14 protein-coding genes and 1 pseudogene are annotated in these 13,886 nt (G+C 64.1%); 7 read left to right on the forward strand and 8 right to left on the reverse strand.

What is annotated here, in order from left to right; all coding sequences use genetic code 11:
- Window positions 1-325 precede the first annotated feature (325 nt).
- Window positions 326-898 carry a hypothetical protein gene (locus WBB07_RS18415; RefSeq protein WP_526309830.1) on the reverse strand — a complete coding sequence of 191 codons (573 nt, stop codon included), beginning with the start codon at window positions 896-898 and terminating at the stop codon, window positions 326-328.
- A 2-nt stretch (window positions 899-900) separates the two neighbouring features.
- Entirely contained in the window at window positions 901-2,382 is a 1,482-nt protein-coding gene (locus WBB07_RS18420) for an exonuclease domain-containing protein (protein ID WP_526309831.1), read from the reverse strand.
- A 987-nt stretch (window positions 2,383-3,369) separates the two neighbouring features.
- Here WBB07_RS18420 and WBB07_RS18425 point away from each other — a divergent pair.
- On the forward strand, window positions 3,370-3,936 hold the full coding sequence (locus WBB07_RS18425) for an exonuclease domain-containing protein (protein ID WP_526309832.1): 567 nt from the start codon (window positions 3,370-3,372) through the stop codon (window positions 3,934-3,936).
- A gap of 220 nt (window positions 3,937-4,156) precedes the next feature.
- Here WBB07_RS18425 and WBB07_RS18430 read toward each other — a convergent pair whose 3' ends face one another.
- From WBB07_RS18430 to WBB07_RS18450, 5 genes and pseudogenes are all read right to left on the reverse strand, one after another.
- Entirely contained in the window at window positions 4,157-4,600 is a 444-nt protein-coding gene (locus WBB07_RS18430) for an Imm63 family immunity protein (protein ID WP_526309833.1), read from the reverse strand.
- Window positions 4,601-4,653: 53 nt separating this feature from the next.
- Window positions 4,654-5,073, reverse strand: coding sequence for an Imm63 family immunity protein (locus WBB07_RS18435; RefSeq protein WP_526309834.1), 420 nt, complete (start codon window positions 5,071-5,073; stop codon window positions 4,654-4,656).
- A gap of 127 nt (window positions 5,074-5,200) precedes the next feature.
- Window positions 5,201-5,932, reverse strand: a complete 732-nt coding sequence (locus WBB07_RS18440; RefSeq protein ID WP_526309835.1) for a glycohydrolase toxin TNT-related protein — start codon at window positions 5,930-5,932, stop codon at window positions 5,201-5,203.
- A 59-nt stretch (window positions 5,933-5,991) separates the two neighbouring features.
- Window positions 5,992-6,573 (reverse strand): Rv0964c family protein, encoded by a 582-nt coding sequence (locus WBB07_RS18445; RefSeq protein ID WP_526309836.1) that lies wholly within the window; start codon window positions 6,571-6,573, stop codon window positions 5,992-5,994.
- Window positions 6,574-6,902: 329 nt separating this feature from the next.
- A pseudogene (locus WBB07_RS18450) lies at window positions 6,903-7,203 on the reverse strand (cupin domain-containing protein).
- A 129-nt stretch (window positions 7,204-7,332) separates the two neighbouring features.
- On the opposite strand from WBB07_RS18450, the gene WBB07_RS18455 reads away from it, so the two are divergent.
- The 6 genes from WBB07_RS18455 to WBB07_RS18480 all read left to right on the forward strand — a co-directional run bounded on the left by WBB07_RS18455 (window position 7,333) and on the right by WBB07_RS18480 (window position 12,300).
- Window positions 7,333-8,082: an SDR family oxidoreductase gene (locus WBB07_RS18455; protein ID WP_526309837.1), complete on the forward strand. Its 750-nt coding sequence runs from the start codon at window positions 7,333-7,335 to the stop codon at window positions 8,080-8,082.
- A gap of 111 nt (window positions 8,083-8,193) precedes the next feature.
- On the forward strand, window positions 8,194-9,084 hold the full coding sequence (locus WBB07_RS18460; protein ID WP_526309838.1) for an NAD(P)/FAD-dependent oxidoreductase: 891 nt from the start codon (window positions 8,194-8,196) through the stop codon (window positions 9,082-9,084).
- Window positions 9,077-9,490 (forward strand): cupin domain-containing protein, encoded by a 414-nt coding sequence (locus WBB07_RS18465; RefSeq protein WP_526309839.1) that lies wholly within the window; start codon window positions 9,077-9,079, stop codon window positions 9,488-9,490. Before WBB07_RS18460 ends, WBB07_RS18465 begins: the two co-directional genes overlap by 8 nt.
- A complete protein-coding gene (locus WBB07_RS18470; RefSeq protein ID WP_526309840.1) occupies window positions 9,487-10,230 on the forward strand; it encodes an SDR family oxidoreductase in 744 nt (247 codons plus the stop codon). The genes WBB07_RS18465 and WBB07_RS18470 overlap by 4 nt, the downstream gene beginning before the upstream one ends.
- Window positions 10,227-10,880, forward strand: a complete 654-nt coding sequence (locus tag WBB07_RS18475; protein WP_526309841.1) for a nitroreductase — start codon at window positions 10,227-10,229, stop codon at window positions 10,878-10,880. Before WBB07_RS18470 ends, WBB07_RS18475 begins: the two co-directional genes overlap by 4 nt.
- Window positions 10,858-12,300, forward strand: coding sequence for an ATP-binding protein (locus WBB07_RS18480; protein WP_526309842.1), 1,443 nt, complete (start codon window positions 10,858-10,860; stop codon window positions 12,298-12,300). Before WBB07_RS18475 ends, WBB07_RS18480 begins: the two co-directional genes overlap by 23 nt.
- Here the strand turns inward: WBB07_RS18480 and WBB07_RS18485 are convergent.
- The coding region (locus WBB07_RS18485; protein ID WP_526309843.1) for a helix-turn-helix transcriptional regulator at window positions 12,297-13,886 on the reverse strand (1,590 nt) is incomplete at its 5' end. The two genes, WBB07_RS18480 and WBB07_RS18485, sit on opposite strands and share 4 nt — an antisense overlap.

Raw genomic sequence — 13,886 nt, forward strand, 5'->3', positions numbered from 1 at the left:
CCCGTCCGCTGAGCAACAACTCCTTCAAGCCCCACCTGCTGCGCCGGGCGATCACCCGCGCCCTCACCGACGTCACGGAGGCCTCATGAACCCGTCCCCGCTGGGCGGCTACATTTCCCGCATCGACACGTTGCCGACAGATCGACCGCGAACGTCCGAGCAACCTGAGTGCGGTCGACGTCGACCGACCAGGCAGCAGGACTCCCCACTGCGTATCCGTCAGCTGCGTAGACGCAATCATGTGGTTACACACGGAGGACCAGAAGCTAGCGTGCGGGCTGGGGACCGCCCCAAGTTCAGTTGACTCGCTGATGTGCCCTGGGTTTCATGGCGTCGTCATGCGTGGTTTCAGGCCACGTATCCGAACCGGGAACCCACGCTGACAGTCGTCGTCGACACAAAGGTACCTCTTGCTCAGCCGTTGCTGCTCGACCGATTCCCAGGCCAACGCGACCGATTCAAGCCAGCGGGCCACCCCGAGGGCGACGGCCGTCTCCTGCGGCGCAACGGGTTCCACCGGCGGGCGCTCGAGGTCGATGGCTTGAGGAAGTCGCGGCCGGACCGGCGGGACAAGCGCAGACTTCGCCACAGCGTTCGCCTCATCGAAACGACTTTGGAGCCGGTCGATCTCACACGCGATGTAGGCGAGGATGGCATCAAGATCGAGCACGCCTCGGTGATGGTCAGCATCGAGATGACGGCACGCGTCGGACCCTGCTCCTGAGGTGATCAGATAGCGTCGATGAGTGAGGGTCCGCAGTGTGCCAGCACCATCCGGTTGCAGCACCCATGCGCCACACATACGGCTCAACCCAAACGGGTTCACCCCCACGTCGACGTGCCAGACCACGATGCCGCCCGCATTCGTGTCGACAATTGCCACCGTCTGATAGTCCATCGTCAGGCTCCTTGCTCCGTCACCGCACAGTCGGGACAAAGCTTGGGCCGCCGCCCGGGCCCCCGCGCTCGTTCCCAATCCAGCCCACAGACAGAGCAACTCAGCATCACGGTCGTTGGAGTTTCACCAATCTGCACACCAAGCGTTCTCGCTTCCGATTTCTCTTGAATCAGGACCGCGGAAGAGCAGTCGACACAGACCGAACGGGCGCTGCGCCGCGGCGCCATCCAAGAATCGCCACAGGTGACGCATACGGCGACTGCACCGCCGGACACCGCCCTGGCAGCGTCCACGGAGCCGCCAGACTCGAGCGCACGCACAAAGTCGGTATACGAGCAGATTGCGATGCCCAGCTGTCGAGCCCTACGCGCCTTCGACGACCGCGAATCACCGTCCGCGGCCACCACCAGGTCGGGGCCCTTCTTGGTGACCGAATTGGCCACCACCAGCCCATGACTGATCGCCAGACTCTCTTGCGTCTTCCGGTCGACGAGCGAACCGTTCAGCTCGCCCTGTCCGGTGAAGCACACCGTGAGCCCTGGAACCAAGACCAGCTGTTCGACAGTAGCGCGGAACGGATCGATCCGAGCCATCACGGAGTCGAGATCGACTTCGAGAAGTGCTGCCGCGCGGCATAACTGGTGGTGCTCGTCGTCGGTGACAACCCCATCTTCGATCGCAGTGTCGATGAGTCCATTCAGGAACTCGCGGTGGGCGCGGGACACGGCATGTTTGTCGAGACCGAGTTCACCAGCTAGTTGACCTAGCGCCACGCGCTCATCCGAAGTCAGCTTCAAATCGGCCATCGCAATGTCGAGCAGCTGCACATAGGGCGCCGTATCGACACTGGTGTGCATGCCTCGAGCCAACGCCGCCAAATACGGTGCCGGCGGCAGGACTTCGACATGGCCTTCCCGTGCCCACACCCGCAGCGGCGTGACGTGCAATGGTCGGGCACTAGCGGGGGCACAATCGAGCACGTACCGGTCTCGTGTGGCGAACAAGAGCCGGGCCGTAGCGCGCGCATCATTGATGGCGCGGTGCGCTCCATCTAAGGCGATGCCATGCTCCTCACAGGCCTGACCGAGCTTACATCCGGTGGCACGCAACGTGTCCAGTGCACCGCCCCAGTCGATGTCAATGCCGGCGACCTGTAATTCGTTGCCGATCATGCGCATGTCAAACCGGACGTTGTGTCCGACGATCACCGCACCATCCAGGCGAGAGGCCACATGATGTGCAACATCGGCGAAGGTGGGCGCTCCGCGGAGCATGCCGGCGTCGACGCCGTGGATCCAGGTGGGGCCGACGTCGCGCATGGGGTGGACGAGCGTCTCGAACTCGTCATGGACTCGTCCATCACAGTCGATGGTCAGCACTGCGATCTCGACGATGCGGTCGGTATTGTAGACGCCCGTGGTCTCGACGTCGATCACGGCGACACGCCCGTCGCGACCAATCAGGTGCTCGATACCCGCAATCACGTCCGACTCAACACCCGGACGCTGTGGCGTCGATGCCTAGCCGAGAATCACACCCGCTCATTGCAAACCGCCCCACCAGCGCAGATTTCCCTGGTTCCATGGGTCTCGTACGACCCGGCCGCAACGCCCACTCTTGATCCCCCAGTTGTCTTCTCAATCAGGACTACACACGCTACCCAATAGATCTGACTGAGACGTCAATTATTGGCAAACTTGCATGCGGTTACTAACACCTCGGCATCATGCGCATGACTCGACATGCGGTATAGCTTCTCCCCTCGCGAGCAACTGCCGCGACGCAGCGCCTTACAACGCCACCGACACGTGGGAACAATACGACTAGACAGCGCTGGCGCCACTACACTCTCGATCAAATATTGACTGGGGGGGAAATTTATGGATGGGGACGTCACAGATCTGGACGAGATCAAGACGTTGCTGACGCCACCGGCTCGCCGGGTGGTCAATGAGATGAAGCTGCAGATCAGCGAGATGTCCCCCGGAGTACACGTAGGGGCGACATTCGTGAATCCCATATTTGGGATCTACACCATGTGGGGCGATATCGCACTCGCCAGCCACGGGGACTTGGTGCTCGGTGGGTTCTCGATCGAGTCAAAGGGTAAGCCTGCGAATGACGTTGTTCGCCTTGACACATCCGGACAGTCCACGCCCGCGTCTGGACCAGGCGACGTTGCGCCAAGCTTGGAGCACGGGACCATTGTGCGGGCCACTTTCACAGATCGCCGTACGACGATCAATGTCGTAGGACCCGCCGTCGTCGCGACACACGCCCCTATGATCGGCATCGGTGCGTGGGTACTCGCATACAAGGGCAAGCGCGGAGTTCTCCTACAGACCCTTGACATTCTGGCTGCACCTGGCGCCCTAGGAATCCCTTGCCCCGCACCGATTCCGTCATGGCACGACGCGACGGTCGGCCTCGCGAACTGAAGCCGCCACTTCACCGAAAGATGCCTAAATACGATGGATTTCATAGCAATTGACTTCGAAACTGCCAATCCAAAGCGCGCGAGCGTCTGCGCTGCCGGATGGGCAACGGTCCGCGACGGCGTAGTTGTCGAGGCTGGCTCATGGCTGTGCCGACCGCCCGCTGGCTTCGATGAATTTGCCGCGTACAACGTTGGGATTCATGGGATCACCCCTGCGCAAGTCGCCGATCAGCCAAGCTTCGCCGAACGGGTGCAAGACTTCCTCCCCCGTCTCACTGCCGGGCCACCAATCGTCGCACACAACTCGGCGTTCGACATGGACGTCCTGGGTAAAGCGCTCGCCACCTGCGGACGCTCTCGGCCCCAAACCAGGAACCACTGCACGATGAAATGGTCCAAGAGTCTGCTCCAGCTTCCGACCTACAATCTGCCGGCCGTCTGCAGTTATCTCGGAATCACACTCGAGAGGCATCACGAAGCAGGATCTGACGCACTCTCGGCCGCCAAAGTCGCCGTACGCCTCGCCGAAACGATCGGCGTCTCGACTATCGCAGAGCTTGATGTTGCTGCCAGCAAGTTCGGACGGAAGCACCGGAACTAGGCGCGAGCGGTTTTCTGGTCGATCTGATCGAGTTCCACGTCACCGGTCAGCTTCTGACGGATTGCGTGTCCCTATCCGATCAACACTCTCGGCGGGGGCCGGATCGCAACCCATTCCGGCGGGTCCGGCATGTCGATAAGCGAGTTCGGCACAGGGCATCACGTGCTGCTCGACGGTGGCTACGCGGCGATGACGGAGTTGCCCGAGATCATAACGGTGGTCATAGACACGCGACGGACGTCCGCTGCGGCTGGCATCCGACCCACAGCGGTTCACCGATGTCCAGTAGCAGGCCGATGTCTTCAGGTTGGCCGTTGCGAAACATGGCGGCTGTTTCACGTACCTGACGTTTGGCCCAGTCGATGTTGAACTTACTCAACACTTCGTATTGGTAGATGAAGCTTTGCCTGCTATCTCCGACGTACTTTGACGCCTGGCGGCTGGCCAATCCCCCGCAGTACCAGTACAAGACATCGTCGAGATCTCCCACACGATCGAGATGGAGCTTTCCTCGGTCGAAGTACGCGAAATGATACGAACCGTCCTCGTCGATGTAGATGTTGAGGCCGTCGTCGGTGCGCCGCCCCACCGGGATAGAGGGCACGCCAAGGCGTTCCGAGATCCGGCCGATCTCTGCCTGAAGACTTTTGGACTCATCGTCCAACGAGTCACCCGTCACCATTCCTCCAGTGGGTCAGTTGCCTCAGAAGAGTTCAGCTACAACGGTTCACCGATATCAGGTAGCAGTGCGAGGTCCTTAGGCCGATGGTCGCGGAACTTTGCGGCATTCTCACGCACTTGACGTTTGGCCCATTCAAGGTTGATCGAACCCAGTACTTGGTACTGAAACTGGAAGCGTTGCTTGCGGTCTCCAACCTGCTTGGCAGCTAAATCAGTAACAATGTCCGAGCAGTACCAGTACAGAAGATCGTCGAGTCCCCCGATTTGTTCAAAGCCGAGTCTTCCGCGTTCGTAGAATGCGTGATGGTAGGAGCCATCGTCGGCAACGTAGAGGTTGAGTCCGTCGTTGGTCCGAAGCCCGACCGGGATAGAGGACACGCCCAACCGCTCCGAAAGCGTGTCAATCTCAGCTTGGAGTTCCGTGGACCTATCGTCCAAGGAGCGGTCCGTACTCATTCAGCACTCCCTCGTTGACCAGCTCTCTAACGCTCACTTTCACGCCCTCCGGACCCACAATGATATATTGGACCGCGCCAGGCGCGGGTGTTTGTCCGAACCACGGTTCGACGGGTCCTTGGACGATCTACCAACCTTCAGGCATTGGCTCTCCAGTCACGATGTAGCGGTTATAGGTCGCGCCGCTCGATTCTGGTGTCAAAGCCCTGTCCACGAAGGGACTGCCATCCGGTGCGAGATAGCGGCCGCCCTCCGAGCCGAACCGATCGATGATGGTCCCTGCAGGCAACTCGACGAGTTGGGGTTGGTAACCGGGCGGAAAGCCGTTGTTGTCCGGCCAGATCCGGGCTTCAGGCGTCCCGAACCGCGAAGCGAACTCGTCCCACGGCATGTTGCCAACCGGATCCCAGCCTCGAAGCAGCGCTGTGGGTGCACCACCTGGGGTGGCGATTTCGGCGGGAAGGCCGGCTCGCACCGCGGCGCCTTCAGCGCCGAACGGCAGGGTGGCGGCAGACGCCCCGATATCGAAGGCTTTCTCGCCGGCGTAGTAGGCCACACTCGGCGAGTTCAGAGCGTGCTCGATCTCGTCCTTGACTGCTCCCAATGGGTTGGTAAGTGTCTGGGACAGCGAGTCATTCAGATCCTTCCACGACTCGAGAACGCCTGGCGCTCTTGGTCCACCTTGCCCGATGAGGTTCTTGATGAACTCCTCGCTGGACCGCCAGCGGTCGCCAGATCCCTCGCCGAAGCCAGGGGCCGGCATCCCGCCAGGTTCGGGCCGCGGAGCGTAGTCGGGAAGCGGCTGCTGGGCTCGAGCAACGATCTCGTTGAGACGCTGCTCGATTTGATCCGCAGGCACACCGTCACGTTTCATCACTTGACGTGCCACAGACTTGAATTCGTCAACCGCACGAGGGTTCAGTGGGATTGGCAAAGGGGTCGGAGCTGGTTGTCCGAGGAGATCCTGCAGGCTGGTTGGCGAGGATCGACTACTTGACGAAGTCCCGGCACCCGGGAGCGCCTGACCGGCGGTGCCGACTGGACCGCCTCCGCCGGCAGGATCAGGAACTTCTGGCTCAGCGCCACATTCGGTCCTGACGCAGCAGGACCGAAGGTAGGGCTCGTCCCGCCGGCCATGTCGATGGCATTTGCCAGCGCGATGTCGACCACATTGGCCTCGGCAATCAACTTGTCGACCCGCGGCTGCAGCTGCTCCTGTTTGAGGAGAAGTTCGATCGGACTGCCTGCAAACCCAGCTGTGGCGACCACCCGACCCGAAACCGGATCGATCTCCATGCCGAGCGCCGCGGCATCGGACTTCAGTGTCGCCAATTCCGCTTTGATGCGTTCGATTTCATCGGCGGCACTGCGGGCGGCATTGGCCACTGCCAAAGCTTCGAAACCATGAGCATTCAGGTCCGCCCGCGTCCTGCCGATCGCTTCCTTAGCGGCGTCTGCTGCTTCGCCGCCCCACGGCACAAAGGCGGGCAGTGTCGCCAAGCCGTTCGCCGCGTCCTGCACCGCCTGGGCGCGACTACTGGCCCCGTCACCGCGGTACCCGAGGACACCAGATCCTCGATGTTCACCCTTATCGCCACAGCGACCTTTCTGACCCTTTGTTGCTGCTTGGTGCAAGCTAAGCAGCGCACCGGACGCCGCGCCAGTCACCCAAATCGATGCTGGCCCTGGAATCCGGCGCATCGTTGGTGGCACCGGCGTCCTGTTCCTCGCATCCACGGCACTACATGCTCTCGCTGGCAACAGGGCGTTCGACGACGAGCAGGCGCAGCACGGCCAGGCCGCCATCTCGGTGCGGCCGGATCAGATAGCTACGAAACCAGAACCCGCCGCTGCCGCCGCGCCACCAACTCCTCCTCCACCAACGTCAACATCAGCTTGTCCGGCATACAGAACATCGTCACCAGAAACCGCAGCCTGACGTCATCGCGGTTGTTGCCGTCCCGGTAGTGGATGACATTGCCGGTGGGGCGGCGTGCCGGGATCACCGGGCGGGAACTCCACCACCACCGTCATCGCATGGGCGCCTTCCGGCGCCGCAGGCGGATGAGCTTCCTGCAACACGGTCACCGCTGTCTGCCATACGGTGCTGCGCGCCCGGTCTGAAGCCATGACAAGTCCCTGCGCCGGTGATGGATCGTCAATGACGACCGGACAGGCCGCCGTTTTGTGATACCCGCATGTCACGAATCACCGGGCCACCCGGTCTACCTGACAACACGAAAAGAAAGGAAGAGCAACATGAAGGTCGTCGTCATCGGAGGCACCGGTCTGGTGGGCTCCCAGGTAGTGCGGCTACTGAAGCAACACGGCCACAACGCCGTTGCCGCCTCACCGAACACCGGCGTGAACACCGTCACCGGTGAAGGCCTCGCCGAGGCTTTGGAAGGCGCCGAGGTGGTGGTGGACGTCTCGAATTCACCGTCGTTCGAACGAGAAGCCGCGATCAAGTTCTTCGAGACCGCCACCGGCAACCTGCTCGACGCAGAACGCAAAGCCGGGGTGAAACATCACGTCGCACTGTCGGTGGTGGGCACCGACGAGCTGGCCCCTGCCAGTGGCTACTTCCGCGCCAAACAGATCCAGGAGGAACTGATCGCACAATCGAGGGTGCCGTACTCGATCATCCACGCCACCCAGTTCTTCGAATTCATCAATGGCATCATCGACTCCGCCACCGAAGGCGACACGGTGCGCTTGCCACCGGCATATTTCCAGCCGATCGCCTCCGCCGATGTCGCCAAGGCCGTCGCCCGCACCGCCGTCGGAGACCCTGTCAACGGCACCACCGAAGTCGCCGGCCCGCAGAAGTTCCGCCTCGACGAACTGGCCGCCGGAAACCTCGCCGCCCAACAGGATCCACGCACCGTGATCAGCGATCCCGATGCCCTCTACTGGGGCGCAAAACTGGCCGACGACACCCTGACCCCCGGTGACGGGGCCACCGTGTACGACATTCTCCTCAAGGACTGGCAGACCCCGGCCAAGTAGGCCCTGCGGCGGCGCTGACCCCTGACTCCACGACTACGGGTTTTCCGTGGTCCCTGACCGTGCCCGGGAATGCCATCGTCGACAACACCAGCACAGACATGGGGAGGGCCAATGAAGGACACTCTGGTGATCGGCGGCGGATACGCCGGCATCCTGGCCGCCAACCGTCTCAACCGGCGCACCGATATCGACATCACCGTGGTCAACCCGCGACCCCAATTCGTCGAACGAATTCGGCTGCACCAGTTGGTGGCCGGCAACAACGACGCAGTGGCCGACTATTCGACACTGCTGACCGACCGGGCGAAGCTGGTGGTCGACAGCGCCGAACGCATCGACGCCGACGCCAAGGAACTGCGCCTGGCGACAGGCGCCACCCTGGACTACGACTACCTGGTCTATGCGGTCGGCAGCACCGCCCCGGTGCCGGCGGCAGTGCCGGGCGCCCGCGACTTTGCCTATCCCCTCGGCGAATTGGAAGCAGCGCAACGACTGACGGCACGACTGGCCGACGTCCCGCTGCAGGCACCGATCGTGGCGGTCGGCGGCGGTTTGACCGGCATCGAAGCCGCCTCCGAATGGGCTGAGGCAGGCCGCAACGTCACCCTGGTGACCGGCGCGCTGGGCCCCTCACTGGCCAAGGGTGGCCGCCGGTCGGTGGCCAGACGCTTGAAGAAGCTCGGCGTCACCGTGCGAAACAACCACGCCGCCGACACCATCCTGGCGCGCCTCGACGGCAACACGCCCAAGAACCTGAACCCGGCCTCGGTGGGTCAGTGCATCAGCCTGGGCCGCCACGCCGGAACCATCCAGCTGTCGCACTTCAACGACAGCGCCCTGCCGATGCACATCGGCGGCCACCTCGCGGCGTCCATCAAGGAATCGGTGTGCAAGGGCACGTTGTCGTTCCTGGCCAAAGAGGCCCGCAAGCCGGGCAGCTACTTCTGGCCCCAAGGCGGTCAGCGACAGAAGAATGTGAAGAAAGGGACAAGCGATGTCTGACGTCATGGAAAAACTCATGAAGGCGATGACCGTCATTCAATCGGTCAAGCCACCGGTGATCGCTGACGGCGCCGACGCGATGACGGCGATCATCGAATGGGGCCCCGGTGATCCCGGCTCACCGCCGCACCGTCACCCCGGCGGCCCGTGCTTCGGCTATGTACTCGAAGGCGAGATGCTCTTCGAGTTGGAAGGTGAAGCACCGCGGGTGATCACGGCCGGCGAGGCGTTCTGGGAGCCCGGCGGGGACGTCATCCACTACTCCGACGGCAACAACCGCAACGACGTACCGCTGCGCTTCCTGGTGACCATGCTCTGCCAGCCGGGCATCGACATGTTCGTCCTGGTCGACGACGCCGAACTCGAGCAACGCAAAGACCGTCGCGTCCCGAAGGACGAACGATGAAGGTCACCGTTTTCGGCGCCACCGGACAGATCGGCGCCCAGGTTGTCGAATTCCTCACCGCCGCAGGACATGACGTCACCGCGGCGTCACGGTCGGGTGGTGTGGATGCGGTCACCGGCGAAGGGGTCCCCGGCGCACTGCAAGGCGCCCACGCCGTTGTCGATGTCCTCAACTCCCCCAGTCTGGAGCCCGGTCCCGCGGTGGACTTCTTCACCAACTCCGCCGCCACCTTGCTCGCCGAAGCCAAGAAGGTCGGCGTCCAGCACTACCTGGTGCTGTCCATCGTGGGCGTCGACGAGATCGAGATCGACAGTTATCTGCGCGGCAAGCACCTGCAGGAGGAGCTGGTGGCCGCCTCCGGCATCCCGTACACCATCGTGCGGGCCACCCAGTTCCACGAGTTCGCCGAGGGCATCGTCGGATCGCTGCTGGTCGACGGTGAGGTTCATGCCCCCGACGCGTTGATCCAGCCCGTCGCCGCCGCCGAGGTGGCCGAGTTGATCGCCCGGGTGGTCTCCGAGGAGCCACGCAACGGCGTGCTGAATTTTGGTGGCCCCGAGAAGATGTCGTTCGCCGACCTGGCCCGTACCATTTTCACCCATCAGGGCACCGAGCTGTCCATCGCCGTCGACCCCCAGGCCACTTACTTCGGTGTCCCGGTGACCCAGAACAGTCTGGTCACCGGTGACGGCGCCGAGCTGGGCACCACCCGGCTCGCGGACTGGCTCGACCGCCGGTGAGCGATGTCGACGACGTGGTCCGGCGCCGGCACTCCTCGCGGATGTTCCTGCCGGACAAGCCGGTTCCGCGTGAGCTACTGGATGAGGCGCTGACGTTGGCGATGCGGGCACCGTCGAATTCGAATGTGCAACCGTGGCGGGTGTTCCTGGCCTCCGGTGCGCGTCGGGACCGACTTGCCGCCGCGTTGGTGCATCAGGTGCGCAGTGTCCCACCTCCGACGTTGGGTCTGCCCGAGTCGCACAGCCATCTGCGCCGCCAGCTCGGTGCCCTGCTGTACGGCGCCATGGGGGTGGCGCGCGACGACGACGCGGGACGCTGGAACGCCCAGCTGCGCAACTGGGACTTCTTCTACGCCCCGGTGGCCGGCATCGTCTGTATGCACCGGGATCTCGACCTGCCCGACGCCATCAGGGTGGGCATGTTCCTGCACACCCTGCTGCTGGCGTTGACCGAGCGCAGCCTCGACAGTTGTGTCCAGGTCTCGACCGCTCTGTACCCCGACGTGGTGCGCGAGCAGCTGGACATTCCCGGTGAGCTCACCGTGCTGTGCGGCATCTGCATCGACTACGCCGACCCCACCTTCGCCGCCAACAGCATCGAGACACCACGCAACCCGGTCGCCGAGAATGTCTTCTTTCTCGAGGTTTGACGTGGGCTCCGGGTTGAGCCGTAGAGATGAGCTGCGAGGGGTGTTCGTCTTTCAGTTCCTGACCGAGGATCAACTCGACGGACTCTGCGAAGAGGGCGCCTTCACCGTCGCCCCCGCGGGCGCGGTGTGCCGGGAAGGTGAACCGGCGCAGCACTTTTACGTGCTGCTCGACGGCGGCGACGTGGTGACGACGAAGCGGTCCGGTGGGCATGACGTCGAACTTCATCGAACGGCCGCCCGCGGAACCCACTTCGGCGCGATCCCCGGGGGCGGCTCCGTTTACGACGTCACGGTGCGGGTGACCCGACCCTCACGGCTGTTCGTACTGGAGGCCGAATTCTTCGCGCGGTTCATGAACGCGGTGTGGCCGGTCGCGGTGCATCTGTTGGAGAGCGCGGCGATCGGTGGGCTGCGGCAACGACAGCTGCTGGGTATGCAGGAGAGGCAACACGCCCTGGCGACCATCACCGCCGGGCTCAGCCACCAACTGAACAATCCTGCGGCGGCCACCGTACGGGCCGTCGCCGACCTGCGTGACAGCATGGCCGAAGCGCACCGCAATCTCGGCGTGCTCGCCGTCACCGCGCCGGCTGCGCTACCCGATCTGCTGGCCCTGCACGCTGACCTCCCCGTCACCACCGAATGGACACTGTCACCGCTGGCTGCCGCCGATCGCGAAGACGCGATCGACGCGTGGCTCGACGACCACGGCATCACCAACAGCTGGCGCTACGCGTCGACGTTGGTGGAGGCCGGTCTCGACGGCAGTTGGCTGGACCGCGTGGCGGCGACCGTCGCCCCGGAATCGCTGGAGTGCGCCATCAGCTGGCTCAAACAATCCATCGACGTCGAGATGAGGACCCGGGAGATCGCCGAAGCCGGCACCCGCATCGCCGCGCTGGTCAACGGCGCCAAACCGTACTCCCAGATGGACCGCGGCCCCTACCAGTGCATCGACGTGCACGAGATGCTGCGCAGCACCGTGCTGATGTTCGGCGACAGGATCGCGATGGCCGGTAAGGGAAAACCCGTCACCCTGGTCAAGGACCTGGATCAGTCGCTGCCCGAGCTACATTGTTATCCGGCCGATCTCAACCAGGTGTGGACCAATCTGATCGACAACGCCCTGTATGCGATGAACGGCCGCGGCACGCTGACCGTGCGCACCAGACGCGAGGGTGAAGCGATGATCCGCGTGGAAATCTGCGACGACGGACCCGGGATTGCCGACGACATCGCCGATCGCATCTTCACTCCGTTCTTCACCACCAAGCCCGTCGGCGAGGGCCCTGGGCTGGGGCTGGATCTGGCGTGGCGCATCGTGGTGGACCGACACCGCGGCCACATCTCCATGCGGTCCCATCCCGGTGACACCCGGTTCATCGTGTGCCTACCGCTGGAAGCACCCGCCCCCGGCTAGGTGAACGTCTGCCGCAGTTCGCGCCGAGACCGAATTCCCAACTTGGTGAACACTTTCCGCAGATGCCATTCCACGGTGTGCGCACTGATGAACAACTGGCCGGCGATCTCCTGATTGGTCAGACCCCGTCCCGCCAGTTCCGCGATCTGATGCTCTTGCGGGCTCAACTCGTCACCGGCAGCGGTGGGCTGCTTCCGGGTCTTCTGCCCGGCGGCCTGCAGTTCCCGCCGAGCCCGTTCGGCGAACGCCGCCGCACCCATGTCGATGAATTCCCGGTGGGCAGTGCGCAGCGGCTCGCGGGCGACGGTGGCGGGACCGTTGCGGCGCAACCACTCCCCATACACCAGGTGCGCGCGGGCGAGCTGAGTCCGCGTCCGGGTCTTCCCCAAATGCCCGATCGCCTCCAGGTACAGCGCCTGCGCCTGAGCGCCGCTGCTGAGCAGCGCCTGCGAGCGGGCCAGCGAACCCAGCGCCCGCGGTGTCGCCGCCACACACGTCCGTTCCCGCAGCAGTTCGAAGGCGTGCTCGGCGAGCCCCCGGTCATCGCCGCGCACGCCCGCCTCGACCATCTCGGACAACAATTCGGGATAGAAGCCAAGGTCGTCATAGTCGAAGGCGCGACGCGCGGCGGTCACAGCGTCCGGATAGCGGCCCAGCCCGTTGTTCAGCACTGCGGTGGCGTAGTGCGCCAACCCGATCACCCGGCCCTCACCGCGGGCCCGGCCGGACTCCAGTGCTGCCGCCGCCAACCGGGCCACTTCGGCTTCATCGCCCCGCCAGCTCGCCACAAGGATCCGGTGGTACTTCAACGGGGCGTAGTCGATGGCGATCGACAGGTCGTTGGCCTCGGTGACAAGATCACTGGCCGTGAGCAGTTCGCCCTGCTCGACGGCGGCGCCGGCCCGCGACAGCAGCGCCGCCGGCATCAGTGCCAGCACTCCACTGTCGGTGGCCAACTGCACCGCATGCTCCGCGACGTCATGCCAGCCGTCGTCCCACGTCTCGTGGATCAGGCAGTCGTGGACGAGGGGAAATGCCTGCCAGAACCAGCCCGATCCGGTGCTCATAGCCTCTTTGAGTGCGTTCAGGGCCCGGCGCATGACGGGCATCGCCTCGACCGCACCCACCGCCAACCGCACCGCCAGCGCATGGGTCACCAGATCGAGCGGGGACGTCTGCGGCAGCGAAGCCAGCGCGGCGCGTGCGGTCACGGCAACATCGGTGGCCAAGGTGCCGCCGTTGCGCCCGACGTACATCGCCGCGCTCAGTGCCTCCAGGTAGGCCTCGGTGGCCGACGTGCTGTCGAGCGCCACCAATTGGCCGGCCACCGAGGTGAACTGCGAGACGGCGGCGATCAGCGCGGCGGCGTCCCCGCCGGCGCGGGCGGCCGCGAAGGCCAGCCGGGTGCGCAATTGCGCCGAACGGGCCCGCTGCAGATCAGTCAGCGGCCCGAGATCGGCGGTCGCCAGGAGGCGGCGGGCGTTGTCGAAGGAGGCGATTTCGCGGTGGGCCTCGGCGGCGGCCAGTGCCCTGCCGGTACGGACGGCGGGGTCGGGGGTCAGCTCCACTGCACGTGTCAGGAAGGC

Source organism: Mycobacterium sp., assembly GCF_049647605.1.
In the GTDB taxonomy this organism is placed as follows: Bacteria; Actinomycetota; Actinomycetes; order Mycobacteriales; family Mycobacteriaceae; genus Mycobacterium.

Excerpts from the sequence above, each read along its gene's own strand:
- WBB07_RS18415 (WP_526309830.1), bottom strand. The coding sequence starts at position 898 with ATGGACTATCAGACGGTGGCAATTGTCGACACGAATGCGGGCGGCATC.
- WBB07_RS18425 (WP_526309832.1), top strand. The coding sequence starts at position 3,370 with ATGGATTTCATAGCAATTGACTTCGAAACTGCCAATCCAAAGCGCGCG.
- WBB07_RS18435 (WP_526309834.1), bottom strand. The coding sequence starts at position 5,073 with ATGAGTACGGACCGCTCCTTGGACGATAGGTCCACGGAACTCCAAGCT.
- WBB07_RS18455 (WP_526309837.1), top strand. The coding sequence starts at position 7,333 with ATGAAGGTCGTCGTCATCGGAGGCACCGGTCTGGTGGGCTCCCAGGTA.
- WBB07_RS18460 (WP_526309838.1), top strand. The coding sequence starts at position 8,194 with ATGAAGGACACTCTGGTGATCGGCGGCGGATACGCCGGCATCCTGGCC.
- WBB07_RS18465 (WP_526309839.1), top strand. The coding sequence starts at position 9,077 with ATGTCTGACGTCATGGAAAAACTCATGAAGGCGATGACCGTCATTCAA.
- WBB07_RS18470 (WP_526309840.1), top strand. The coding sequence starts at position 9,487 with ATGAAGGTCACCGTTTTCGGCGCCACCGGACAGATCGGCGCCCAGGTT.
- WBB07_RS18480 (WP_526309842.1), top strand. The coding sequence starts at position 10,858 with ATGTCTTCTTTCTCGAGGTTTGACGTGGGCTCCGGGTTGAGCCGTAGA.